The sequence below is a fragment of the Streptomyces koelreuteriae genome (assembly GCF_018604545.1).
In the GTDB taxonomy this organism is placed as follows: Bacteria; Actinomycetota; Actinomycetes; order Streptomycetales; family Streptomycetaceae; genus Streptomyces; species Streptomyces koelreuteriae.
The window spans coordinates 7,952,705-7,974,765 of the sequence record NZ_CP075896.1 but is presented as its reverse complement, the minus strand read 5'-3'; the positions used below and the strand labels follow the sequence as shown (position 1 = coordinate 7,974,765).

Annotated in this window: 22 protein-coding genes; 12 read left to right on the top strand and 10 right to left on the bottom strand. The window is 72.7% G+C overall.

Annotation, left to right across the window (positions count from 1 at the left end; all coding sequences use genetic code 11):
* Nucleotides 1-18: 18 nt before the first annotated feature.
* Entirely contained in the window at nucleotides 19-1,236 is a 1,218-nt protein-coding gene (locus KJK29_RS35890; RefSeq protein ID WP_215123362.1) for a TerD family protein, read from the bottom strand.
* A gap of 296 nt (nucleotides 1,237-1,532) precedes the next feature.
* Here KJK29_RS35890 and KJK29_RS35885 point away from each other — a divergent pair, with 296 nt between their 5' ends.
* The 4 genes from KJK29_RS35885 (at nucleotide 1,533) to KJK29_RS35870 (ending at nucleotide 6,277) form a co-directional block, all read left to right on the top strand.
* Nucleotides 1,533-1,961, top strand: a complete 429-nt coding sequence (locus KJK29_RS35885; RefSeq protein WP_215123360.1) for a DUF6643 family protein — start codon at nucleotides 1,533-1,535, stop codon at nucleotides 1,959-1,961.
* 42 nt (nucleotides 1,962-2,003) lie between these two features.
* Complete coding sequence (locus KJK29_RS35880; RefSeq protein WP_215123359.1) at nucleotides 2,004-2,897, top strand: MOSC domain-containing protein; 894 nt, start codon at nucleotides 2,004-2,006, stop codon at nucleotides 2,895-2,897.
* A gap of 107 nt (nucleotides 2,898-3,004) precedes the next feature.
* Complete coding sequence (locus KJK29_RS35875) at nucleotides 3,005-3,610, top strand: Rv1733c family protein (RefSeq protein ID WP_215123357.1); 606 nt, start codon at nucleotides 3,005-3,007, stop codon at nucleotides 3,608-3,610.
* A gap of 231 nt (nucleotides 3,611-3,841) precedes the next feature.
* Nucleotides 3,842-6,277: a right-handed parallel beta-helix repeat-containing protein gene (locus tag KJK29_RS35870; RefSeq protein WP_215123356.1), complete on the top strand. Its 2,436-nt coding sequence runs from the start codon at nucleotides 3,842-3,844 to the stop codon at nucleotides 6,275-6,277.
* On the opposite strand, the gene KJK29_RS35865 is transcribed toward KJK29_RS35870, so the two are convergent.
* Nucleotides 6,247-8,634: a hypothetical protein gene (locus tag KJK29_RS35865; protein WP_215123355.1), complete on the bottom strand. Its 2,388-nt coding sequence runs from the start codon at nucleotides 8,632-8,634 to the stop codon at nucleotides 6,247-6,249. The two genes, KJK29_RS35870 and KJK29_RS35865, sit on opposite strands and share 31 nt — an antisense overlap.
* Nucleotides 8,635-8,925: 291 nt before the next feature.
* Between KJK29_RS35865 and KJK29_RS35860 the strand changes: the two genes are divergently transcribed.
* Together KJK29_RS35860 and KJK29_RS35855 are read left to right on the top strand one after the other, a co-directional pair.
* Nucleotides 8,926-9,756 carry a DeoR/GlpR family DNA-binding transcription regulator gene (locus tag KJK29_RS35860; RefSeq protein WP_215123354.1) on the top strand — a complete coding sequence of 277 codons (831 nt, stop codon included), beginning with the start codon at nucleotides 8,926-8,928 and terminating at the stop codon, nucleotides 9,754-9,756.
* A gap of 241 nt (nucleotides 9,757-9,997) precedes the next feature.
* A complete protein-coding gene (locus KJK29_RS35855; RefSeq protein WP_215123352.1) occupies nucleotides 9,998-10,465 on the top strand; it encodes an SRPBCC family protein in 468 nt (155 codons plus the stop codon).
* A gap of 39 nt (nucleotides 10,466-10,504) precedes the next feature.
* Here the strand turns inward: KJK29_RS35855 and cds1 are convergent, their stop codons facing one another.
* Nucleotides 10,505-11,629: an L-cysteine desulfhydrase Cds1 gene (gene cds1 / locus KJK29_RS35850; protein ID WP_215123351.1), complete on the bottom strand. Its 1,125-nt coding sequence runs from the start codon at nucleotides 11,627-11,629 to the stop codon at nucleotides 10,505-10,507.
* A 405-nt stretch (nucleotides 11,630-12,034) separates the two neighbouring features.
* Between cds1 and KJK29_RS35845 the strand changes: the two genes are divergently transcribed.
* Together KJK29_RS35845 and KJK29_RS35840 are read left to right on the top strand one after the other, a co-directional pair.
* Entirely contained in the window at nucleotides 12,035-12,358 is a 324-nt protein-coding gene (locus tag KJK29_RS35845; RefSeq protein WP_215123349.1) for a hypothetical protein, read from the top strand.
* A 183-nt stretch (nucleotides 12,359-12,541) separates the two neighbouring features.
* Nucleotides 12,542-13,069 (top strand): ATP-binding protein, encoded by a 528-nt coding sequence (locus KJK29_RS35840; RefSeq protein ID WP_215123347.1) that lies wholly within the window; start codon nucleotides 12,542-12,544, stop codon nucleotides 13,067-13,069.
* Between the two features lie 61 nt (nucleotides 13,070-13,130).
* Here KJK29_RS35840 and KJK29_RS35835 read toward each other — a convergent pair whose 3' ends face one another.
* Nucleotides 13,131-13,424, bottom strand: a complete 294-nt coding sequence (locus KJK29_RS35835) for an SHOCT domain-containing protein (RefSeq protein WP_215123346.1) — start codon at nucleotides 13,422-13,424, stop codon at nucleotides 13,131-13,133.
* 174 nt (nucleotides 13,425-13,598) lie between these two features.
* On the opposite strand from KJK29_RS35835, the gene KJK29_RS35830 reads away from it, so the two are divergent.
* Genes KJK29_RS35830 through KJK29_RS35820 form a run of 3 tightly spaced genes read left to right on the top strand, consistent with a single transcriptional unit; the run spans nucleotide 13,599 to nucleotide 15,656 of the window.
* Nucleotides 13,599-14,162 (top strand): TetR/AcrR family transcriptional regulator, encoded by a 564-nt coding sequence (locus tag KJK29_RS35830; RefSeq protein WP_215123345.1) that lies wholly within the window; start codon nucleotides 13,599-13,601, stop codon nucleotides 14,160-14,162.
* 10 nt (nucleotides 14,163-14,172) lie between these two features.
* Nucleotides 14,173-14,751, top strand: a complete 579-nt coding sequence (locus tag KJK29_RS35825) for a DUF4865 family protein (protein ID WP_215123344.1) — start codon at nucleotides 14,173-14,175, stop codon at nucleotides 14,749-14,751.
* Nucleotides 14,748-15,656, top strand: a complete 909-nt coding sequence (locus KJK29_RS35820; RefSeq protein ID WP_215123343.1) for a phosphotriesterase family protein — start codon at nucleotides 14,748-14,750, stop codon at nucleotides 15,654-15,656. The genes KJK29_RS35825 and KJK29_RS35820 overlap by 4 nt, the downstream gene beginning before the upstream one ends.
* Before the next feature lie 18 nt (nucleotides 15,657-15,674).
* Here KJK29_RS35820 and KJK29_RS35815 read toward each other — a convergent pair whose 3' ends face one another.
* The 4 genes from KJK29_RS35815 to KJK29_RS35800 all read right to left on the bottom strand — a co-directional run bounded on the left by KJK29_RS35815 (nucleotide 15,675) and on the right by KJK29_RS35800 (nucleotide 19,035).
* Entirely contained in the window at nucleotides 15,675-16,097 is a 423-nt protein-coding gene (locus KJK29_RS35815; protein ID WP_215123342.1) for a PPOX class F420-dependent oxidoreductase, read from the bottom strand.
* Between the two features lie 11 nt (nucleotides 16,098-16,108).
* On the bottom strand, nucleotides 16,109-16,999 hold the full coding sequence (locus KJK29_RS35810) for an NAD(P)-dependent oxidoreductase (protein WP_215123341.1): 891 nt from the start codon (nucleotides 16,997-16,999) through the stop codon (nucleotides 16,109-16,111).
* Between the two features lie 116 nt (nucleotides 17,000-17,115).
* Complete coding sequence (locus KJK29_RS35805; RefSeq protein WP_215123340.1) at nucleotides 17,116-18,354, bottom strand: ROK family protein; 1,239 nt, start codon at nucleotides 18,352-18,354, stop codon at nucleotides 17,116-17,118.
* 36 nt (nucleotides 18,355-18,390) lie between these two features.
* The gene (locus KJK29_RS35800) at nucleotides 18,391-19,035 is read right to left on the bottom strand and encodes an alpha-ketoglutarate-dependent dioxygenase AlkB family protein (RefSeq protein ID WP_215123339.1); all 645 of its coding nucleotides are present in this window, start codon (nucleotides 19,033-19,035) and stop codon (nucleotides 18,391-18,393) included.
* Nucleotides 19,036-19,103: 68 nt separating this feature from the next.
* Between KJK29_RS35800 and KJK29_RS35795 the strand changes: the two genes are divergently transcribed.
* On the top strand, nucleotides 19,104-20,234 hold the full coding sequence (locus tag KJK29_RS35795) for a methyltransferase (protein ID WP_215124573.1): 1,131 nt from the start codon (nucleotides 19,104-19,106) through the stop codon (nucleotides 20,232-20,234).
* A 31-nt stretch (nucleotides 20,235-20,265) separates the two neighbouring features.
* Here the strand turns inward: KJK29_RS35795 and KJK29_RS35790 are convergent, their stop codons facing one another.
* Both KJK29_RS35790 and KJK29_RS35785 read right to left on the bottom strand, forming a co-directional pair.
* Entirely contained in the window at nucleotides 20,266-21,126 is an 861-nt protein-coding gene (locus KJK29_RS35790) for a class II fructose-bisphosphate aldolase (RefSeq protein WP_215123338.1), read from the bottom strand.
* 36 nt (nucleotides 21,127-21,162) lie between these two features.
* Entirely contained in the window at nucleotides 21,163-22,044 is an 882-nt protein-coding gene (locus KJK29_RS35785) for an SIS domain-containing protein (RefSeq protein ID WP_215123336.1), read from the bottom strand.
* Nucleotides 22,045-22,061: the final 17 nt, after the last annotated feature.

Sequence of the window (22,061 nt, the reverse complement as noted above, 5' to 3'; positions counted from 1 at the left end):
CGTCGGCGGGAAGGGCGGTCACTTCCTGCCGGGGGTCCAGTTCATGCCCCAGCCGTAGGCGTAGTCGACCGTGCGCTGCGGGCTGACCCCGCGCTCGGGCACCAGATAGCGCGCCTCCCGCTGGACGACCAGATCGCCGCCCGTGTTGGTGATCAGGGCGAGCGCGCACACCGGTGAGGGGACCGTGCACTCGTCGAGGGAGAACTCGATCGGGGCGCCGTACTGCGGCTGGAGCGTGACGGTGGCGTTCAGGTCGGCGAAGGAGCGGGCGCCTTCGTAGATGGTGACGAAGACGAGGAGGCGCCGGAAGGCGTTCTTGTGGTCGAGATTGACGGTGAGATTCTCACCGGCCGCCACGGCGCCGGTGCGGTCGTCGCCGTCGAGGTGGATGTACGGAGGCTGGTGCAGCGCTCCGAAGGCGTTGCCGAGGGCCTGTACGACGCCCTTGCTGCCGTCGGTGAGTTCGAACAGCGCGCACAGGTCGAGGTCGAGGTCGGAGTGCATCGCGGCCGGGCGGCCGAATTTGCCGCTCCACCCCGAGAACTGCTTGCGCACCTCCCAGTTGAGGTTCACATGGAGGGCGCCGGAGGTGCCGCCCTGCTTGGTGAGCGAGACGGAGGGGGCCGCCTTGGTGAGCGTCACCTTGGTCAGACGAACCGGCGCAGGTGCCGCCGGTGCCGCGGGCGGGGGCGCTGCCGCGGCCGGGGCCGTCCGCTGCGGTTCGTCGACCGTGATGCCGTACTCCGTGGCCAGCCCTTCGAGCCCGCTGCTGTAGCCCTGCCCGACGGCGCGGAACTTCCAGGCGCCCTGGCGGCGGTAGAACTCACCCAGCACGAAAGCGGTTTCACTCGTGGCGCCCGGGTTGTCGAAGCGGGCCATCGGAGTGCTCCGGCCGGCGTCCTGGACCTCGATGTACAGGTCCGGGACCTGCCCGAAGCTGCCGCCGTCGGCGGAGGCGGCGAGGACGACCGTCTCGATCGAGGGCTCCACGCGCGTGAGGTCGACGAGGAGCGCGTCGGTCACCCGGCCGTCGGTGTGGCGCTTGCCCTCGTGGCGGATCGCGCCGGAGGAGTGCGCGGGCTGGTTGTAAAAGACGAAGTCCGCGTCGGAACGCACCTTCCCGCTTACCAGCAGCAAAGCGGAAGCGTCCGCGTCGGGCACGCCAGGTCCGGTCCGCCAGCCCAATTCCACGCGCAGTGCCGCGGTAGGCACAGGAGTGTTTGAACCTTTCAGCATTTGCATGTCCGCCCCCATCGCGTATCACCGCGCCAGGCACATCCCGGCCGCCTGTCGAGTTCCGTGCGCACAACCTATTCCTCCGCGCGGCGAACTCCCATGCGCCGCCGCCGGAAGACCGCCGGCCAACCCCTGGTAACCGGCTCGGAACTCGGCCTTTACAGGATCAGAACCCTGTTCGGTGCCCTTTTTTGGCGAGTTCGCTCGCATTGGGGATCCCAGGTCACGGGGGACGCGGAAAACAACCCTCTTATCGGTCTCCCCAACCAGCACATCGTTGGCTTAACTTATGTGGCATGACCTCCCCCCGCTCCACCTATGGCGGCGGCTACTACTCCGCCTCCTTCCCGGACACCCCGATCTACGACAGGCTCGTCGCCGAGCGGGGCACCCCGCAGATCGCCCCGATCCGGGTCCCCGCGCAATACGACATGCCCGGCAGCAACCTGCCCGCCCTCCCGTCGGCGCTGCCCGCCCTCCCGGCAGCCCCCTCCCAGCCCGCCTATGGCTATCCGCAGGCGCAGCAGCCCGCCCCGCTCCAGCAGGCGCCCGCGGCGTACATCCCGCAGCAGGCCTCCGCACCGCGCGGCTATCCCGGCCCTCAGCCCCAGCAGCCCCGCCCGGCGGCGCCCGGCGGCTACGAGGCGATGCGCCCGGCGGCTCCCCGCCCCGCACCGGCTCCCTATCAGGACCCGTACAACAACCAGCAGTACCGCGGGTACTGAGCGGTCCCGGGGGTTGTCGGTGCCGGCTGGCACGATGACCCCATGGGGAACGCACGTCTGCACTCGATCCACGTCCATCCGGTCAAGGCGGTCCGGGGCCTGGCGCCCCGGAAGGCCGTCGTCGAGCCCTGGGGGCTGGCCGGAGACCGGCGCTGGGTGCTGATCGACGACGGGGGAAGGGTCGTCACGCAACGCCAGCAGCCGCGCCTCGCGACCGCCGCCGCGGATCTCCTCCCGGACGGCGGCGTCCGGCTGTCCGCGCCCGGCATGGAGCCGCTGACGGTGCCCGTTCCCCGGCCCCTCGGCATGGTGCCGGTGCAGATCTTCCGCGACAAGGTCGACGCGGTCCCGGCCGAGGACGAGGCCGCGCACGCCTGGTGCAGCGCCTACCTCGGCATCGACGCGCGCCTGGTGTACATGCCCGATCCGGCCACACGCCGACCCGTCGACCCCGAGTACGCGCGCCCCGGCGAGACCGTCTCCTTCGCCGACGGCTTCCCGCTGCTGCTCACGACGGCGGCCTCGCTCGACGCCCTCAACACCCTGATCGCGCAGGGCGACCACGCGGACGAGGGCCCGCTGCCCATGAACCGATTCCGGCCCAACGTGGTCGTCGCGGGCACCGACGCCTGGGCCGAGGACACCTGGTCGCGCATCGCCGTCGGGGAGGTGTCCTTCCGGGTCGCGAAGCCCTGCGGCCGGTGCGTGGTGACCACCACCGACCAGGGCTCGGGCGAGCGCGGCCGCGAGCCCCTGTACAGCCTCGGGCAGCACCGTCGGCTCGGCGGCAAGCTGGTTTTCGGGCAGAACCTGGTACCCCTCTCCGAGGGCACGATCCAGGTCGGGGACCCGGTCAGGATCCTCGAGCGGCGCGGGCGGGAGGTCCCCGACCGGGATGGGAACAGGGCCGCGGGCCCGGGCGTTGGCCTGGTGTGAGAAGTTCATGAGAGACCCGTGAGAGGTGATCTGGCTCTCTCTTCTACGGGTCCGCGCGTGGAGGGCTCCGCGGGGGGTTATCACGGAGCGGGAAGGGGGTGCGGTCGGTGCGTGCGATCAGGGGACTCTGGCGCTGGCGGCGCAATCCACTGTGCCGGGCGACCGATCTGGCCGAGGCGTGGGTGGCGCTGGCGGCCCTGCTGCTGATCCTCCTGGTCGCCCCGGTGGCCGGATCCTTCGTCGGAGTCGCCGCCCAGGACACGCTGCAGCAGTCTGTCCGGGCACAGCACGAGGCCCGGCATCAGGTGACGGCCACGGTGGTCCGCAAGCTGGACCGCTCCCCCCTCGACGCCGATCCCGAGACCTCGTCGGGCAGGGACCTGCGCAATCGCGTCCTCGCCGACTGGACCGCCCCGGACGGCACCGCGCACCAGGGCCCGGTCCTGGCGGGCCTCAAGGACCCGCAGCAGGGCGACGAGTTCCGGATATGGACCGACCGGCAGGGCCGGATGGTGGCCCGCCCGCTCGACCCCGCGACGGCGTCGACGCACGCGGTCATCGGCGGCATAGGCGCGGCCCTGGCGGCTGGCGGCCTCGTGGAGGGCGCCAGGCGGCTGATCGTCTGGCGCATGGTCCGCCGCAGGTACGCCCGTTGGGACCAGGCATGGGACAAGGCGGGCCCGGACTGGGGCAGGACGGGCACCGGCAGCTGAGACGGCCTTTCGACTCTGGTCAACCCATCACCCGCGCGCACGCTACGGTGGTCCGGCCGAGACGATCGGCACAACCCGCGCGCGAGCGAGCAGGAGGGGCGCGCCGGTGTCGCTGCCGCGTGCGCGCGCAGGCCACAGAGGCCGAGCACGGCCGCGACTCACGACACGGGCTGAAGCGCCCCGAGGGCGAACGAGCCATCAGTACGACCGAGGTGGGGGCACAGCTACACCATGGCACAGGGCACGGTCCAGGTGACGCACACCGGCACGTCGCGGTGGCGGCGCCGCACGGGTGAGTACGCATCGCTCGCCGCCGCTCTGGAGGCCGCGGCCGACGGAGACGTCCTCACCGTCGCCCCCGGCACCTACCGGGAGAACCTCGTCGTGCAGCGCTCGGTGACCCTGCGGGGGCCCGAGGGCTCCCCCGGCTCGGTGCGGATCGCGCCGCTGGACGGGGTGCCTCTGACCGTGCGCGCCTCGGCGGTGGTGCAGGACCTGCATGTGGAGGGCCAGGACTCGGCGGCCCCGGCCGTGCTGGTGGAGGAGGGCACACCGGAGCTGCGGGACGTGCGGGTCGTCACGCGCTCGGCGGCGGGCATCGAGGTCCGCGGCAACGCCCGGCCCACGGTCCGGCGCTGCGCGGTCGACAATCCGGCGGGCGTCGGCATCGCCGTACTCGACGGCGCGGGCGGGTTGTTCGAGGAGTGCGAGGTCGTCGCGGCCGGCCAGTCCGGCGTGGCCGTGCGCGGCGGCGCCCACCCCCGTCTGGAGCGCTGCCGGGTGCACCACACCTCGGGCTCGGGCCTGTCGGCGACCGGGGAGAACTCGGCGCTGGAGGCGGTGGGCTGCGAGATCTACGAGGTCCGGGGCAGCGGGGTGCAGATCACTGGCCGGGCCACCGCGCACCTCACGGACTGCGATGTGCACCGGACGACGGCCGACGGCGTCACGCTGGACACGGACGCCGTGCTGACGCTCGCCGACTGCCGTATCCACGACATCCCGGAGAACGCGGTCGATCTGCGCTCGCGTTCGGTCCTCACGCTGACGCGCACCACGGTGCGGCAGTTCGGGCGCAACGGCCTGTCGGTGTGGGACCCGGGCACGCGCGTGGACGCCAACCAGTGCGAGATCTTCGACAGCACGGGCGACTATCCGGCGGTGTGGGTGAGCGACGGCGCCACGGCGGTGCTCGACTCCTGCCGGGTGCACGACGTGCCGGACGCGCTGTTCGTCCTCGACCGCGGCTCGCGCGCGGACGTCGTGGACAGCGACCTGTCGCAGGTGCGCAACACGGCCGTGTCGGTGAGCGACGGCGCGACCGCCCAGCTCGACGACTGCCGGATCCGGGACGCGGCGACGGGCGCCTGGTTCCGCGACCACGGCAGCGGCGGCACCCTCAGCAACTGCACGCTGGACGGCACCCAGACCGGCGTCATCGTCACCAAGGGCGCCGACCCCACCGTGGAGCGCTGCACCATCGACTCCCCGGCGGAGGCCGGGGTCTATGTCTCGGCCGGAGGCCGCGGCAGCTTCCAGAACTGCCGGGTGACGGGCAGCGGCGGCTACGGCTTCCATGTGATCGACGGCAGCCGTACGACGCTCAGGAAGTGCCGCACGGAGCGGTGCACGCGCGGCGGTTACGAGTTCGCGGACAGCGGCTCGGACGCGTCGTCCGGCACGGGCCCCGTGGTGGAGGACTGCACCAGCGACGAGAGCGCGGGGCTCAGGGCGACCGCGGCGCGGGAAACGGCCGTGCAGACGGTGAGCCACTCCCCCGGTCTGCTGGGCGCCCTCCCGGGACAGCGCACCGAACCGGAGCCCCCTGCCCCGGCCGTGGAGCCCGAGGAGCCGTCCCGCACGTCCAAGGCGGTCCTCGGTGAACTGGACGCGCTGGTGGGCCTGGAGAGCGTCAAGCGCGAGGTGCGTGCCCTCACCGACATGATCGAGGTCGGCAGACGTCGGCAGCAGGCCGGCCTGAAGGCGGCGTCGGTCAAGCGGCACCTGGTCTTCACCGGCTCCCCCGGCACCGGCAAGACGACGGTCGCGCGGCTGTACGGCGAGATCCTCGCCTCCCTCGGTGTGCTGGAGAAGGGCCATCTGGTCGAGGTCTCCCGGGTCGACCTGGTCGGCGAGCACATCGGCTCGACCGCGATCCGCACCCAGGAGGCCTTCGAGAAGGCGCGCGGCGGCGTGCTGTTCATCGACGAGGCGTACGCGCTGTCCCCCGAGGACGCGGGCCGCGACTTCGGCAAGGAGGCCATCGACACGCTGGTGAAGCTGATGGAGGACCACCGGGACGCGGTCGTGGTGATCGTGGCGGGCTACACGGCCGAGATGGAGCGCTTCCTGTCGGTCAACCCGGGTGTGGCGTCCCGCTTCTCGCGGACCATCACCTTCAGCGACTACGGCCCCGAGGATCTGCTGCGGATCGTGGAGCAGCAGGCCGAGGAGCACGAGTACCGGCTGGCGCCGGGCGCCGCCGAGGCCCTGGGGAAGTACTTCACGGAGCTCCCCAAGGGCCCGGCCTTCGGCAACGGCCGTACCGCGCGGCAGACGTTCGAGGCGATGGTGGAGCGGCACGCGAGCCGCGTCGCCCAGGTCGCGGAGCCGAGCACGGACGACCTGACGCTGCTCTACGACGAGGATCTGCCCGAGCTGCTCTGAGGATCCTCCTCCGGGCCCGGGCAGGGCGCCTCGCCGGGGTGCCGCGGGGCCGGCAGACCCGGTGTCAGGCGGGCCAGCAGCTTGCGGCGTTCCTCGGCGAACGCCGGGTCGGCCTGGTAGTCGGAGTGGCCGAGGATCGGCGCGGGCAGCGGCAGCAGATCCGTACGGCCGTAGGCGAGCGGGTCCTTCAGGGGGCCGTGGTCGACCTGGTGGCCACGGTCCTCGGGCAGGCGCATCGGGCCGCCTATGGGGTCGGTGAGCCGGTAGAGGTTGCGCCAGCAGTCGACCTCCCGGTGCAGTGAGCCGAGCGCGGCGGGGCCGAAGTGCGCCGGGAACCAGCGGCCGTAGAGGCGTTCCAGCGGGGAGCCGTAGGTCAGGAGCGCGACGCGTTTGCGGGCGGCGGGGGCGAGTTGCCAGGCCGCCGCGGCGGCGAGCACGCTGCCCTGTGAGTGGCCGGAGATGACGAGCCGTCCGCCGGTGGTCCGGGTCCAGGTCGCCATCCGCCAGGTCAGGTCGGGCACGGCGCGTTCGGCGTAGCAGGGCGGGGCGAAGGGGTGGGCGGCGCGCGGCCAGAAGGTGCCGACGTCCCAGAGGATGCCTATGGTGCGGCGGGCCGCCGCGTCCTTGTAGGCGCGCCGGCCCCAGGTGACGAACAGTATGAAGCCGAGGCCGATCAGCCAGGAGCCGAGGGCCTGGGCGGTCTCCGCGGCGCCGTGGACGACGGGGTAGGAACCCTGCGCGGCCTTCCCGGGTGTCTCGTCGGTGGTCAGGGCGCCCACCAGGGCTCCGGCGCCGAGCAGCAGGGTGACACCGGAGGTGACGGCGACGACGCGGGGTCCCCGGTCGGTGAGCGCCGCCATCGCGCGGGTGTAGGCGATACGGCGGGTCCGGGCGCGGTCCTGGGCCTCGTCCGGGTAGTCCCGTGCCACGGCGTCGCGCTCGGCGCGGGCGAGCTGCCAGGCGCGCCGGCCCAGCCAGCCGAAGAGCACCAGCAGCACCACGATCAGGGGCGGGATGACGGAGGCCTGCCAGGTCAGCAGGACCGGTGGGCCCTCGATCGACGTGCCGGTTCCGTCCAGCCAGTCGGACACGCGCTGGGACACGCCGCCGGACATCACCCCGCCCAGGGCGCAGGCCAGCATCGCGACGGCCGGTCCGCCGAGGCCGCGCAGCACGGCCCGCCGGTCGGGGTCGGTGCGATGCAGGGCGTGGGCGACGACGGCGAGGACGAGCACGAGCAGCCCCTGCACCAGGGCGATGCCGCCGAAGGTCATGTCGCCCGGCAGCCGCCCGGCCGACTCCCAGCCGGGGCGCTCCCACCCCGCGTACAGCAGGGTGAGACCGAGCAGGACGAGCGCGGCGACCGGCAGGCGTCGTACACAACGTTCGTCGAGTTCCCGGTCGAGGCGCCTCTCGCTGCGGCCCCGGCGGCACACGACCCACACCACGGCGACCGCGCAGGCCGCGAGGGCCGCCTCCAGGAGCAGGCCCAGGATGTTCAGTACGGCGGGGCCGCCGGGCTCGCGGTCGCGGCGGGCGGCGGCGCCGGCGACCGCGGCGGCGACGGTGATCAGTCCGGCGGCGGTGTGCGCGGCGCGCAGCCGGGCCACCAGCCGGCGTCCGTACCAGAACCCGGGCCGGCCCAGCGCGGTCGGGCTGCCGTCGTCGGGCTCGGGGGCGCGTTCGATCGGCTGCTGGGACTCGTAGTCGGTCCAGGTGCGCTTGGACAGGTACCACAGCAGCGCGGTCAGGGCGGTGGGGACGAAGGCAGCGAGGGCCAGCCTGCGGCCGGGGCTGCTCCACCAGCCGCCGTCCGAGACGGTGGGCGAGAGGAAGCCCAGCCAGGAATGGCGGTCGGCGCAGGCGGTAGTGCCGGCGCACTGCCAGGCCGCCAGGTCGAGGGCGACCTCGCAGGCCGCCGCGACGAGCAGCACCGTCAGGGTGAGCCCGGCCAGCCGTACGAGGAGGCCGTAGAGGCGCACCGTGCGTCTTCGGCCGCGGGCGGTGGGGCGCATCCAGTGGGCGAGGTTGACGACCATGAACGGCAGCAGCAACAGCCACAGGGCGCGGGTGCCGTTACCGGAGGTGAGGTTGCACCAGACGTAGGCCTCGGGCACGGGTCCGTCACGGCGGTGGGCGTCGGGGCTGGTCTCCGCGTCGACGTCGTCGGCGCGCCGGAAGACGGCCGCGATGTTGTCGCCGGTGATCCGCACCGTCCGCGGATCGTTGAGCATGTCCTGCGGCGTGGTGCCGCCCACGCCGTGGACCAGGAGTTCCAGGGCGGTCCCGGTCTCGCCGGGCCGCCCGCCGGGCTGGTCCGGCCCGCCGGTAGAGACCTGTTCCTGCGCACGTTCCACTGATTCGCACTTCCCCCGTGACACGCCGTCGGCTCTGTCCGTGCGGGCACAAGGATCTCCGCTTTCGGGGCGCCGCACACCTCCTGTCACGGAATCTCCCCGATCCGTGACCCTGGGAAGCGACGGATGAGCCACAAGTGACATGTGCGCGACGAGCAGTCGGTGGCGCCGCCGACTCCGCGACATGCGAGGATGAGACGTCCGCGCATCGGCGCCCGGGGAGAATGTCCTAGTGGGGGCGGGTGTGCCGGGCGAGTCGGACGGCATTGAGGCGAAAGGACCGGAGCGTACGTGAGCGAGAATCAGAACCTCCTCGCGGAGCAGCGGCGATCCCTGATCCTCGACGAGGTCCGCCGCCGGGGCGGCGTCCGGGTCAACGAGCTGACCCGCAAGCTCGGCGTGTCGGACATGACGGTCCGCCGCGATCTCGACGCGCTGGCCCGCCAGGGCGTTCTGGAGAAAGTGCACGGCGGCGCGGTCCCGGTGGTCGAGGCGAGTACGCACGAACCGGGCTTCGAGGCCAAGTCGGGCCTGGAGCTGACCGCCAAGGAGGACATCGCGCGGGCCGCGGCCAAGCTGGTCGCGCCGGGCGCGGCGATCGCCCTGTCGGGCGGTACGACGACCTTCGCGCTCGCGCACCAGTTGCAGGACGTGCCGGATCTGACGGTGGTCACCAACTCGGTGCGGGTGGCGGACGTCTTCCACGCGGCGCAGCGCACCTCGGGCCCGAGGCAGGGCGCGGCCACAGTCGTGCTGACCGGTGGTGTGCGCACTCCGTCCGACTCGCTGGTGGGGCCGGTGGCCGACCAGGCGATCGCGGCGCTCCACTTCGACCTGCTGTTCCTCGGTGTGCACGGCATATCGGTCGAGGCCGGTCTGTCGACGCCGAACCTCGCGGAGGCCGAGACGAACCGGCGGCTCGTGCAGTCGGCCCGGCGGGTGGTGGTGGTCGCCGACCACACCAAGTGGGGCAAGGTGGGCCTGAGTTCGTTCGCCTCCCTGGAGCGGATCGACACACTCGTGACGGACGCCGGTCTGCCGGACGAGGCCCGCGGCGTGGTCGTGGAGCATCTGCGGCGGCTGGTGGTGGCCGGGGAGCCCGAGGACGGGGCAGACAGCTGACGGACCGCCAGCTAGGGTCTGCCTGACAAATCCCCGTCGTCCGCCCGAAGGACGGGCTCCGCGGCGTCTGGTGCGTGCGATCGCAAGGCGCCGGAGCACCATCGTGGCGGAGCCACGTGGGCGTTTCGGCAACGCGGCGAGCGTGCGTGCCAGACGCCGCGGAGCAGGCGGGGGTTTGTCAGGCAGACCCTGGGGTGACGCTTCCGGTCATCGCCCGTTCCGTGCGAGGAGGGCTTCGTCCATGGCTCACCGTCTGCGCCCGGTCGGGCTCGACTTCGCCGGGATCGCGCCCGTGCGGCATGTCTCCGAGCTGGTGATCTCGGCTCCGGTGGAGGCGGTCTACCGCGCGCTGGCGGACGTGCCCGGCTGGGTCGACTGGTTTCCGCAGGTGACGGTCGCCCGCGCGGTCGACGGGGGCGCCGGCCGCGACATCACGCTCAGCGGGGGCGTCCGGTTCCGCGAGTCCGTCATCGCGGCGGAGGAATCCGAGGTGTACGCCTACCGCGTCGACGTCACCAACGTGCCCGGGGTGCGCGCGATCGTCGAGGAGTGGCGGCTCGCGCCCGCCGGCGACGGCACCCGGGTGCGGTGGACCTTCGCCACCGACGGGACGGCGGCGTACCGGCTCGCCATGAAGCCGATACGCATCGGCCAGGCGCGTGCCTTCCGGGACGCCGTCTCCGCGCTGGAGCGGAGGCTGGCGGCCTGACTCTGGGGCCCCTGGCGGCCTGACTCCGCGGGCCCGGCCTCAGTCGGGCCAGACGCCCGTCTCCAGCAGCGAGTCGATCGCGGTGGTGTAGGGCGCGATGTCCAGCCCCTGGGCGGCCAGCCAGGTGTCCGAGTAGTACTTGTCGAGATACCGGTCCCCCGGGTCGCACAGCAGGGTCACGACACTGCCCTGCCGGCCCTCGGCCACCATCTCGGCGACGATCTTCAGCGCGCTCCACAGACCCGTGCCCGTCGAGCCGCCCGCCTTGCGGCCGATGGCGCGCTCCAGAGCCCGTACGGCGGCGACACTGGCCGCGTCGGGCACCTTCATCATCCGGTCGATCGCGCCCGGCACGAAGCTCGGTTCCATACGGGGCCGGCCGATGCCCTCGATACGGGAGCCGGAGTCGCACGCGACGTCCGGATCGCCGGTGGTCCAGCCGGCGAAGAAGCAGGAGTTCTCCGGGTCGGCCACGCAGACGCGCGTGTCGTACTGCATGTAGTGGATGTAGCGCGCGAGGGTCGCGGAGGTGCCGCCGGTGCCCGCCGTGGCGACGATCCACGCCGGCTCGGGATACCGCTCCAGGCGCAGCTGGCGGAAGGTGGATTCGGCGATGTTGTTGTTCCCGCGCCAGTCCGTGGCCCGTTCGGCGTAGGTGAACTGGTCCATGTAGTGGCCGCCGGTCTCCGCAGCGAGACGGGCGGACTCCTCGTACATGGTGCGAGGGTCGTCCACGAAGTGACATCGTCCGGAGTGGAACTCGATGAGGCGGATCTTCTCGGTGCTCGTCGTGCGCGGCATGACGGCGATGAAGGGAACGCCGATGAGCTTCGCGAAGTACGCCTCGGAGACGGCCGTCGAACCGCTGGAGGCCTCGATCACGGGCCGGCCCGGCCGGATCCAGCCATTGCACAGGCCGTAGAGGAAGAGGGAGCGGGCGAGCCGGTGCTTGAGACTGCCGGTGGGGTGGGTCGACTCGTCCTTCAGATACAGGTCGATGCCCCATCGCTCCGGCAGGGGGAACTGGAGCAGGTGTGTGTCGGCCGAGCGGTTGGCGTCGGCCTGGACCCTGCGGACGGCTTCTTTCAGCCACGCGCGGTAGCCGGCGTCGCTGTGGTCGACGTCGAGGGTCACGCCGGTCCGGGTCTTCTGGGGAGTGCTCACGAGGTGCTCCTAACGGTGCGCGCCGACGGCACGTCGCGCGGCCGACACCTCGATGATAAGCAGCTTCCACACGCTTCTCACCTGCATAAACGCATCTTTGAGCCCCCCAAAGCGCCCCCAGGGGCAGAGGCCGGGGCAAGGGGGCGCGCGGTCCCGGGGGCGCATTCGCGTGTGTGCTGCGGGCGCCCCCCGGCGAGGGGGTCGCACGTACTGGTGCTCGACGCCGGGTGCGGGCAGACTTCACCGCGGGACCGAGGACCCGCACGGGATACCGGCTAGAGGTACCGAGGGGTACGACGCACCGCCGGAGCAGGCTTCCGAGGCACACTGGATCAGGGCAGAGCCCGTACCGGGCGCCGCGGGGAGCGCGGGCCGGTACACCGAGCGCACAAGGGGGCGGGTGGCATGGCGGAGCCGGAGTTCAAGGCCACGGGCGTGCGGATCGGGAAGCGGCTGCGTTCGCTCACCCGGGCCGGGCAGGTCCGGATCAGCGACGGCCGGGTCGAGCTGCTGACCAGCTACGGCAGTGAGATCGACAGCGCGCCGGTACAGGCGGTGCGCGCGTCCAAGCCCTGGTTCGGTCCCGACGACCGGGCCACGGCGGATCTCAACGGCAATCGGTACCTGCTCACCCTGGGCGATCACGACCCCGCCCCGGGCGAGCCGGGGCCGCCCGCGGCACGGCGGTTCATCGAGGCCGTGCGCCGAGCGGCGGGGCGTGGCGACTGAGATGTCCGCGAGTTGCGGTACCTCACCCCCTGCGTCACTCTGGTCTCACGTCACTCTGGGTTTACCGGCGATAACGCTGCGAACCAGCCCGCCGGCCACGACAGCGGGCGGCAGCGTCCTGAAGGCGCCCTGCTGGATCCGAACTCCGTGTTCTTCCGGACCTCACGTCGGGGAGTCGCAGCCGTGATCAGCTACCCAAACAGACACTGCACGGTGGAGCTCCAAGCTCTGCCGTCGCGGATCGGCCAGGTCCGCAGAATCGTATCTGCGCAGTTGCGCTACTGGCATCTGGACGCCCTGATCGACCGGGCCTCGCTCGGCGTGACGGAGCTGTTGTCCAACGTCCACCGGCATGCCCAGCCCGACAAGACCTGCACGGTGGAGATAGAGCTCCTCCTCGACCGGCTCACGGTCTCGGTGCACGACCACGACCCGCGGATGCCCGTGGTGGACGACGCCGAGCCGCTGGCGACCTGCGGGCGCGGGCTGGCGATGGTGGCCGCCATGAGCGAGAGCTGGGGCGTCCGCCCGGACGGCGAGTCCGGCAAGGTCGTGTGGTTCACCCTGCCGACCGCCGTCGTGGCGGCACCCTCGCGCCGGGCCCGCCGCCCGGTGCAGGAGAAAACGGCGCGCAGGTTCGCGGAGGTCGGATCCTCCACCGACGGGCTGCGGCCCGACCATGCTCCCGCCCGGTCCGCCGTTGCCGGTTGACCGGGCGGTGACCACCCTTCGCACGGCGGTCACGCCGAGTTGACTCGTTCGGCCAGCATGCTCAGGCACCACCGCCCTTGGCCGAGCGCCCGAACTCCTCGTTCAGCACGGACAGCCGGCGCCAGTACTCGTCCTCGTCGATCTCGCCCGAGGCGAAGCGGTGGCCGAGTACGGCGATGGGTGAGTCGTTCGCGACGGCGGGCCGCCGCCAGGGTCCGCCGCCTCGACGGCCTCGCCACACGGTGCGGCGCAGCAGCACGACGGCGCCGCCGATCACCAGCGCCCAGATCAAGGGCAAGAACAGGATCCACGGGCCGGGCCCGCCGCCGTCGCCGAAGTTCGCCAGGGTCTGCATGTCGTCCAACTCCTCTGATGCGTTGCCGCGATGTTCTTTCCGTGCTTCCGAGAGTGACCCCGCGAGGGGTCACCGGTCGTCGTACGGCCAGCGGCAGTCTGCGTACTTCGTGGGGAGTAGGCGTCGAGTAGCAGGCCTCGACGTCTGTAACTACTGGTATGTACAGTAGAGGGCATGAACACCCCGGAACGGCTGATCGAGTCCACCCGTGAGCTGCTGTGGGAGCGCGGCTATGTGGGCACGAGCCCCAAGGCGATCCTGGAGCGCGCGGACGCCGGGCAGGGCAGTATGTACCACCACTTCAAGGGCAAGCCCGATCTCGCGCTGGCCGCGATCCGGCGGACGGCCGAGGAGATGCGGGCTACGGCCGAGGGAGTGCTCGACGGCCCCGGAACGCCGTACGAGCGTGTCGAGGCGTATCTGCGGCGCGAGCGGGATGTGCTGCGGGGGTGTCCGATCGGCCGGCTGACCATGGACCCGGATGTGATCGCGAGCGACGAACTGCGGGCCCCGGTCGAGGAGACCCTGGACTGGATCCGGGGGCGCATCGCCGGGATCGTCGAGGAAGGCAAGGAGCAGGGCCAGTTCTCGGCCTCGCTGGACGGGGCGGAGATCGCGGCGGCGGTCGTGGCCACGGTCCAGGGCGGTTATGTCCTGGCCCGTGCGTCCGGATCCCCCGCCGCTTTTGACGCGGGGGTGCGGGGGTTGCTCTCGCTGCTGGCATCCCGTCCCGCCTGAGGAGGATTCCGTGCACGCCATGCAGTACGAACTCACCTTGCCCGCCGACTACGACATGGGCGTCATCCGCGACCGGGTCGCCCGGGTGGGGCGGCTGCTCGACGACTGGGACGGGCTGGGCCTCAAGGCCTATCTGATGCGCGAGCGCGGCCTGCGTGGCTCGCCGGTCAATCAGTACGCGCCGTTCTATCTGTGGAACACCGTGGAAGGCATGAACTCCTTTCTGTGGGGCGGGGGTTTCCAGCGGCTCGGTGACGACTTCGGGCGGCCGTCCGTGCGGCAGTGGACGGGGCTCACGTACGAGGAAGGGGGCGGGTCTCGGGCGCGGTTCGCGGTGCGGCATCGCCGACCGGGCCCCGATGGAGGGCTGTTGGCCGATGTCGTGGCGGAGGCGGTGAGCGAGGCCGAGCGGCTGGCGAAGGAAGACGGGGCCCTGCTCGCGGCTGCCGCCGTCGACACGAGCCGGTGGGAGCTGGTGCACTTCTCGCTCTGGGAGCACGACACGCCCAAGGCCGACGGTGAGGTGTTCGAGGTGCTGCATCTGTCGGCGCCCGGCCGGGAGCGGCTGCCCCGGGGGCGCCAGTGGTGAGCGCGATACGCACGGTGCTGGGGGACGTAGGCCCTGCGGACCTGGGCGTGTGCGACGCCCACGACCATCTGTTCTTCGGCAGTCCCCGGCTGCCCGGCCAGGAGCTGCGCAGCGTGGTGGCGGCGCGGGCCGAGCTGGCCGCGTTCCGGGAGCAGGGCGGCGGGGCCGTGGTGCAGTGGACGCCGTACGGGCTCGGGCGAAGGGCCGCCGATCTGCCGCCGCTGTCCCGGGAGACCGGTGTGCACGTGGTGGCGGCGACCGGTCTGCATCAGGCCGTGCACTACGACGAGGACACACTCACCGGGCTGCGGGGGCGGCTCGCCGATGTCTTCGTCTCCGAACTCACCCAGGGCATAGGGGTGTCGGGGGTGCGGGCCGGGCTCGTCAAGGTCGCGGGCGGGTTCCACGCCCTGGACGCGCACGCCCGCTGGACGATGGAGGCGGCGGCCGAGGCGCATCACGCGACGGGGGCGGCCATCGCCGTGCACCTGGAGCAGGGCACGGGCGCGCTCGACGTACTGGACCTGCTGTGCGGGGAGTTGGGGGTGCCGCCGCACCGGGTGGTGCTCGGGCATCTCAACCGGTCCCCCGACCTCGTGGCGCACCGGCAGGCGGCGGAGTCCGGCTGCTATCTGGCCTTCGACGGGCCGTCACTCGCCCATCACGCCACGGACTGGCGGATGCCGGACGCCGTACGGGCCCTCGCCGACGCCGGGTTCGGCGACCGGGTGCTGCTGGGCGCGGACACCACCACGGCCGCCGCCCGCTCGGTGGGCGGCGGCCCCGGGATGCCGTATCTGCTGCGCCGGGTGCGGCCCCGGCTGGTCCACGCCGTGGGCGAGGAGCTGGTGGGGCGCATCCTCACGGAGAACCCGGGCCGGGCGTTCGCGGTGGAGTGGCCCTGACCGGAGTGGTCGGCGGGATCAGCCTCCGGCCTGGTCGCTGTCCTTCAGCTCGCCCCAGCCGTGCCAGCGGTCGACCTCGATCCAGGCGCTGACCCGGGGGCGTACGCGGTCCGGGTAGGGCTTGCCGATGTAGTGCCCGGCGAGGCGGTCGATGTCGGCCAGGCCCTCGTCGTCGTACATCTCGGTGACCCGGCCGATGAGGGTGACATGGGTGTACCAGTTGTCGTCGGCGAGGACGGTGAGGGTGACGCGCGGGTCGCGGCGCAGGTGCTTCAGGCGTACGCGGCCCTCGTCGAGATTGATCAGGACACGGCCGTCCTGCCACAGGTACCAGGTGGCGGTGGAGACGGGAGTGCCGTCGGAGCGCAACGTGGCCATGACGCACGGGTTGGGCCGGCTCAGCAGGGCGTCGGCCTCGGGCGGCAGCGGCGGCTTGGACATGCGGGGACCTCCTAGGAGTTGGGCTTCTCGTCGAAGCTGGCGAAGTAGGCGGCGACCATGTCCTCGTCGGCGTGGCCCTGGGCGGCGGCGCGCTCCATGCGGGTGGCGGCCGCCTCGGCGACGTCCAGGCGGACGCCGTTGTCGGTACCGGCCTTGACGATCAGGCGGGCGTCCTTGGCGGCGGTGGTCACCGAGAACTGGGGCGGTGTGAGCCGGTCGTCGAGGACCAGCTCGGACTTGGCGCGCAGATAGCCCATGTCGAGCGGGCCACCGGCGACGAGGTCGAAGAAACCGTGCGGGTCGACGTCGAGGGCCTTGGCCAGTGCCAGGGCCTCGCCGGCGGCGGCCGTGACGGCGAGGACCCAGCTGTTGGCGACGAGCTTCAGCCGGGTGGCCCCGCCCGCCGCCCCGTCCTCGCCGGTCCACACGGTGCGGGCGCCGACGGCGTCGAAGACCGGCGTCACCCGGTCCCGCCCTTCGGCGGGCCCGGCGGCGAGCACGGTCAGCTGCCCGGCCTCGGCGGGCTGACGGGTGCCCAGGACGGGCGCGTCGTAGAAGACCAGGCCGTGCTCGCTGGCGAAGGCGGCCAGGTCGGCGATGCCCTCGATACCGGCGGTGGTGGACTGCACCCAGGCGGTGCCGGGACGCAGGGCCGGCGCGGCCTCGCGCATCGTCTCCAGGGCGGCCGGACCGTCGTAGAGCATGGTCAGGACGACATCGGTGTCCTGGACCGCCTGCGCTGGGGTGTCGTCGATGTGCACGCCCTCGGCGGCCAGCGGCTCGGCCTTGGCACGCGTGCGGTTCCAGGCGCGGACGGTGTGTCCGGCCCGGGCGAGGTTATGGGCCATGGCGGCGCCCATGATGCCGGTGCCCAGGACGCTCACGGTGAGCTTGTCGGTCATTGCGCGTCTACTTCCTCGGTGGTGCGGTGCGGCGGGCGTACTGCCTGCGAACCAGCCTGCCCGCTCGGGGCTCGCCTGCCCGGGAGCGGCGCGGGCACTCCTATGGGGCGTGCCCTCTAGGCCAACGCCCCCAGCGGATCGTCCAGTACCGGCTGCCACGCCAGTTCCGCCGCGCCGACCAGGCTGTTGTGGTCGAGGGTGCACGGGAGGATGGGGACGCCGCCGCTCTGACCCCAGAGGCTGCGGTCGGCCACGACGGCGCGGAGGCGGTCGGGGTCGGCGTCCAGGAGGGTGCGGTGGAGGCCGCCGAGGATGATGCGGTCGGGGTTGAGGATGTTGACCAGGCCGGCGAGGCCGAGGCCGAGGCGGTCGATGAGGGTTTCGGTGGCGGTGCGTACGCCCGGGTCGTCGTAGTGGTGGCGGACGAGGTCGATGGACTGCTGGAGCAGGGAGACCTCGGGGCCGGGGGCGCGGTCCGCCGCCGTGAGGAAGGCCAGGGGGTCGGTCTCGACGTCGAGGCAGCCGCGGCTGCCGCAGTGGCAGGGGCGGCCCACGGGGTGCACGGTGAGGTGTCCGACCTCCAGGGCCAGGCCCGAACTGCCCCTGTGGAGGCGGCCGTCGAGGACGAGCGCGCCGCCGACGCCCCGGTGGCCGGTGGCCACGCACAGCAGGTCGCGGGCGCCCCGGCCGGCGCCGTGCCGGTGCTCGGCGATCGCGGCGAGGTTGACGTCGTTCGCGGCGAAGGCGGGTCCGTCGATGCCGGCCGCGCGCACCTGTTCGGCGAAGATGTCGCGGACGGGCGCGCCCGCGGGCCAGGCCAGGTGGAGGGGGTTGAGGGCGAGGCCCTCGGGTTCGGCGACCGCGGAGGGGACGGCGAGTCCGGCACCCACGCATCGGCGTCCCGTCTCGCGCAGCAGTTCGGCGCCCGCCGTGACGACGGAGGCGAGCACCTTCGCCGGGTCCTCGTCGACGACCTCGCAGCCGGGCGCGGTGGCGACGATGCGGCCGCCCAGCCCGACCAGTGCCGCCCGGAATCCGTCGGCGTGCACCTGCGCGGCGAGCGCGACGGGCCCCTCGTCGGCGACGGACAGCTTGTGCGAGGGCCTGCCCTGCGAGCCGGCCGCGGCGCCCGGGCGGGCGTCGACGCGGATCAGCCCGAGCGCCTCCAGTTCGGCGGCGACCGCGCCGGCCGTCGCCCGGGTCACTCCCAGCTCGGCGGTGAGGACGGCCCGGGTCGGCGCGCGTCCGGTGTGGACGAGTTCCAGCGCGGGTCCGAGCGCCGCGCGCCCCCGGTCCAGCCGCGTCCTCGAGGTGCTCCCGTCCCCCGCCTGCCGGGGGTCCGCCTTCCCGCTCATGAGGGCGAGTCTCCCATGATCCGCCGGACCGGCGGCCTACAGGCCGCTGACCCGGAGCGTGATGTTGAGCCGTCCGGTCAGACCGAGACCGGGCGGTGCCGTGCCCCCGTGTACCCGGGGAACGCCGTGGTAGGCGAGCCGGGAGGGGCCGCCGAAGACGAACAGGTCGCCGCTGCGCAACTCGACGTCGGTGTAGGGCCGGGTGCGGGTCTCGGTGTTGCCGAAGCGGAAGACGCAGGTGTCGCCGAGGCTCAGCGACACCACCGGGGCGTCGGACTTCTCGTCGCCGTCGCGGTGCATGCCCATGCGGGCGTCGCCGTCGTAGAAGTTGATCAGTGCGATGTCGTAGGGAGCCGGTATCGGGGTGCCCAGGGCGTCCCGGACCGCTCGGCGGCCCAGGTCTCCGAGCCACTCGGGGAACGGCTTGACCGGGGTGCCCTCGCCGTCGGCCACCGTGCGGGCGTAGGCGTACGGGTACCAGTGCCAGCCGAGGCACACCTGCCGGGCGGTCATCGTGCCGCCGCCGGGGGTGCGGACCGTGCGCAGTCCGGCGGGTGGGCGGGCCCATGCGCGGCAGGCGTCGAGCAGCGCGCGCTGGTGTTCGGCGTCCAGCCAGTCCGGCAGGTGCACCGCGCCGGGTGCCACCTGCGTCCGGGCCCTGGGGAACAGCTCGCCGTCCATGCTTCCCATCCTGCCCGACACGGCCTGAGCTGCGGCTCGGCTAGCCTTGACGCACGATGAACGACCGTATGACGACACCGTGGGGCGAGTTCGCGCTGACCCGCTTCCCCGAGGATCCGCGGGACAGGCTGCGTGCCTGGGACGCTTCCGACGAGTACCTGCTGAGGCATCTGGCGCAGGAACGGGTCCCGCTGTCGGGCACGGTCGTGGCCGTCGGGGACCGGTGGGGCGCGCTGGTGACGGCGCTCGCGGAGCACGGGCCGACGCAGATCACGGATTCCCATCTGACGCAGGAGGCGACCCGGGCGAACCTCGCGCGGCACGGCGTGGAGCCCGGCGCGGTCGGGCTGCTCACCACGCAGGATCCGCCGCCCGACCGCGTCGACGTCCTGCTGGTGCGGGTGCCGAAGAGCCTGGCGCTGCTGGAGGACCAGTTGCTGCGGCTGGCGCCGGCGGTGCACGCGGGGACCGTGGTCGTGGGCACGGGGATGGTGAAGGAGATCCACACCTCGACGCTGCAGTTGTTCGAGCGGATCCTCGGCCCGACCCGCACCTCGCTCGCCGAGAAGAAGGCGCGGCTGATCTTCTGCACGCCGGATCCCGCGCTGGAGCGGCCCGCGAGTCCATGGCCGTACGTCTACACGCTGCCGGACGGCATCGGCCCGGCCGCGGGAGGCACCGTCGTCAACCACGCGGGTGTCTTCTGCGCCGACCGGCTCGACATCGGCACCCGGTTCTTCCTCGGGCATCTGCCGGGCAGCGGGGGTCGACGGGTGGTGGACCTGGGATGCGGCAACGGCGTGGTCGGTACGGCGGTGGCGCTGGCCGACCCGGAGGCCGAGGTGCTGTTCGTGGACGAGTCGTTCCAGGCGGTGGCCTCGGCGGAGGCGACGTACAAGGCGAACGGGGTGCCGGGGCACGCCGAGTTCCGGGTGGGCGACGGGCTGGACGGGGTGCCGTCGGGCAGTGTCGACCTGGTCCTCAACAACCCGCCGTTCCACTCCCACCAGGCGACGACGGACGCCACGGCCCGGCGGATGTTCACCGGGGCGCGGCGCGCGCTGCGGCCGGGCGGCGAGCTGTGGGTGATCGGCAACCGGCATCTGGGCTACCACGTCACGCTGCGGCGGATCTTCGGCAACAGCCGACTGGTGGCCAGTGACTCGAAGTTCGTGGTGCTGAAGGCCGTCAAGCGGTAGCCGGGCCTAGGGCCTTAGGGTCCGCAGGGCTCTACGGTCCGCAGGGCTCTAGGGTCCGCAGGGCTCTGGCCACCGCCCGTGTCATCGCCTCTCGCGCCACCGTGAGGTAGCCGCGCGGGTCGACGGCGTCGGGGCGCTCGGCGAGGAAGTCCCGGATGGCGCCGGTGAGCGCGATGTTCAGGGCGGTGCCGATGTTGACCTTGGCGATGCCGCCCGCGACGGCCGCGGTGAGTTCGTCGTCGGGGACGCCGGAGGAGCCGTGCAGGACGAGCGGGACGTCCAGGGCGGCCGAGAGGCGTTTGAGGAGGGCGTGGTCGAGGGTCGCGGTGCGGGTGGTCATGGCGTGGGTGCTGCCGATGGCGACGGCCAGGGCGTCCACGCCCGAGTCGGCGACGAAGGCCCGGGCCTCGTCGGGGTCGGTGCGGGCGCCGGGGGCGTGCGCGTCCAGCGGGGGCCTGCCGTTCTTGCCGCCGATCTGCCCCAACTCGGCCTCGATCCAGAGGCCTTGCGCGTGCGCCCAGTCGACGGCTGCCCGGGTCGTGGCGAGGTTCTGGGCGTAGGGCAGCCGGGCCGCGTCGTACATCACGGAGCTGAAGCCGGCCTCCGCCGCCTGGTACAGCAGGGCGTCGCTCTGTACGTGGTCGAGGTGCAACGCGACCGGGACGGCTGCGCGTTCGGCCTCGGCGACGGCAGCGCGGGCGAGCGGGAGCAGCCGACCGCCGCGGAACTTGACCGCGTTCTCGCTGACCTGGAGCACGACGGGGGCGTGTACGGACTCGGCGCCCGCGATGACGGCCTCGACGTGTTCCAGCGTGATGACGTTGAACGAGGCGACGGCCGAGCGGGCGGCGACGGCGCGGGTGACGAGCTCGCCGGTGGTGGTGAGGGGCACGGTGCCTCCGGGGTCAGTGGACGAGGGTCACCGAGGTCAGTGGGTGAGGATGACCGAGCGGGTGAGATGGCGGGGGCTGTCCGGGTCGAGGCCGCGTGAGGCGGCGACCGCGACGGCGAGCCGCTGGGCGCGGACGAGTTCGGCGAGCGGGTCCAGGGCTCCGGCGATCCACAACGCGCCCGTGCCGCGCACCTGTTCGGCGAGGCCGTCCGGCGCGTCCCCGAACATCCAGGTCGCGGTACCGCTGGTGGTGACGCTGATGGGCCCGTGCCGGTACTCCATCGCCGGGTAGGCCTCGGCCCAGGACAGCGACGCCTCGCGCATCTTCAGTCCGGCCTCGTTGGCCAGGCCGACGGTCCAGCCGCGCCCGAGGAAGGCGAACTGGGCGCATTCCACCAGGCCTTCGGGCAGGGGCTCCGCCAGGGCCGTGCGCGCGTCGGTGACAGCCTCGTCGGGGTGGAGTCCCAGATGGGCGCGGAGCAGGGTGAGGGCGGTGGTCGCGAACCGGGTCTGCACGACGGAGCGTTCGTCGGCGAAGTCGAGCACCGCGAGCTCGTCGGCCGCCGACTTCACGGGCGTGTCCGGGTCGGCGGTGATCGCGGTCGTGCGGGTGCGGCCCTTCAACCGGCCCAGCAGGTCCAGGACTTCGGTCGTGGTGCCGGAGCGGGTGAGGGCGACGACCCGGTCGTAGGCCCTGCCGTAGGGGAACTCCGAGGCGGCGAACGCGTCGGTCTCGCCCTGGCCGGCGTCCTCGCGCAGGGCCGCGGCGGCCTGCGCCATGAAGCACGAGGTGCCGCAGCCGACGATCGCGACCCGCTCCCCCGTCGCCGGCAACACCTCCGCGTACCCCGCCGCCTCCGACGCGGCGCGGGTCCAGCACTCGGGCTGGCTGATCAGCTCGTCCTCGACATGCGTCATGCCACACACTCCGCTCT

What these genes read in the sequence shown, in the direction of transcription:
- KJK29_RS35890 (WP_215123362.1), bottom strand. Translation starts at nt 1,236, where the DNA reads ATGCTGAAAGGTTCAAACACTCCTGTGCCTACCGCGGCACTGCGCGTG.
- KJK29_RS35885 (WP_215123360.1), top strand. Translation starts at nt 1,533, where the DNA reads ATGACCTCCCCCCGCTCCACCTATGGCGGCGGCTACTACTCCGCCTCC.
- KJK29_RS35880 (WP_215123359.1), top strand. Translation starts at nt 2,004, where the DNA reads ATGGGGAACGCACGTCTGCACTCGATCCACGTCCATCCGGTCAAGGCG.
- KJK29_RS35870 (WP_215123356.1), top strand. Translation starts at nt 3,842, where the DNA reads ATGGCACAGGGCACGGTCCAGGTGACGCACACCGGCACGTCGCGGTGG.
- KJK29_RS35855 (WP_215123352.1), top strand. Translation starts at nt 9,998, where the DNA reads ATGGCTCACCGTCTGCGCCCGGTCGGGCTCGACTTCGCCGGGATCGCG.
- KJK29_RS35845 (WP_215123349.1), top strand. Translation starts at nt 12,035, where the DNA reads ATGGCGGAGCCGGAGTTCAAGGCCACGGGCGTGCGGATCGGGAAGCGG.
- KJK29_RS35835 (WP_215123346.1), bottom strand. Translation starts at nt 13,424, where the DNA reads ATGCAGACCCTGGCGAACTTCGGCGACGGCGGCGGGCCCGGCCCGTGG.
- KJK29_RS35830 (WP_215123345.1), top strand. Translation starts at nt 13,599, where the DNA reads ATGAACACCCCGGAACGGCTGATCGAGTCCACCCGTGAGCTGCTGTGG.
- KJK29_RS35815 (WP_215123342.1), bottom strand. Translation starts at nt 16,097, where the DNA reads ATGTCCAAGCCGCCGCTGCCGCCCGAGGCCGACGCCCTGCTGAGCCGG.
- KJK29_RS35810 (WP_215123341.1), bottom strand. Translation starts at nt 16,999, where the DNA reads ATGACCGACAAGCTCACCGTGAGCGTCCTGGGCACCGGCATCATGGGC.
- KJK29_RS35805 (WP_215123340.1), bottom strand. Translation starts at nt 18,354, where the DNA reads ATGAGCGGGAAGGCGGACCCCCGGCAGGCGGGGGACGGGAGCACCTCG.
- KJK29_RS35800 (WP_215123339.1), bottom strand. Translation starts at nt 19,035, where the DNA reads ATGGACGGCGAGCTGTTCCCCAGGGCCCGGACGCAGGTGGCACCCGGC.
- KJK29_RS35795 (WP_215124573.1), top strand. Translation starts at nt 19,104, where the DNA reads ATGACGACACCGTGGGGCGAGTTCGCGCTGACCCGCTTCCCCGAGGAT.
- KJK29_RS35785 (WP_215123336.1), bottom strand. Translation starts at nt 22,044, where the DNA reads ATGACGCATGTCGAGGACGAGCTGATCAGCCAGCCCGAGTGCTGGACC.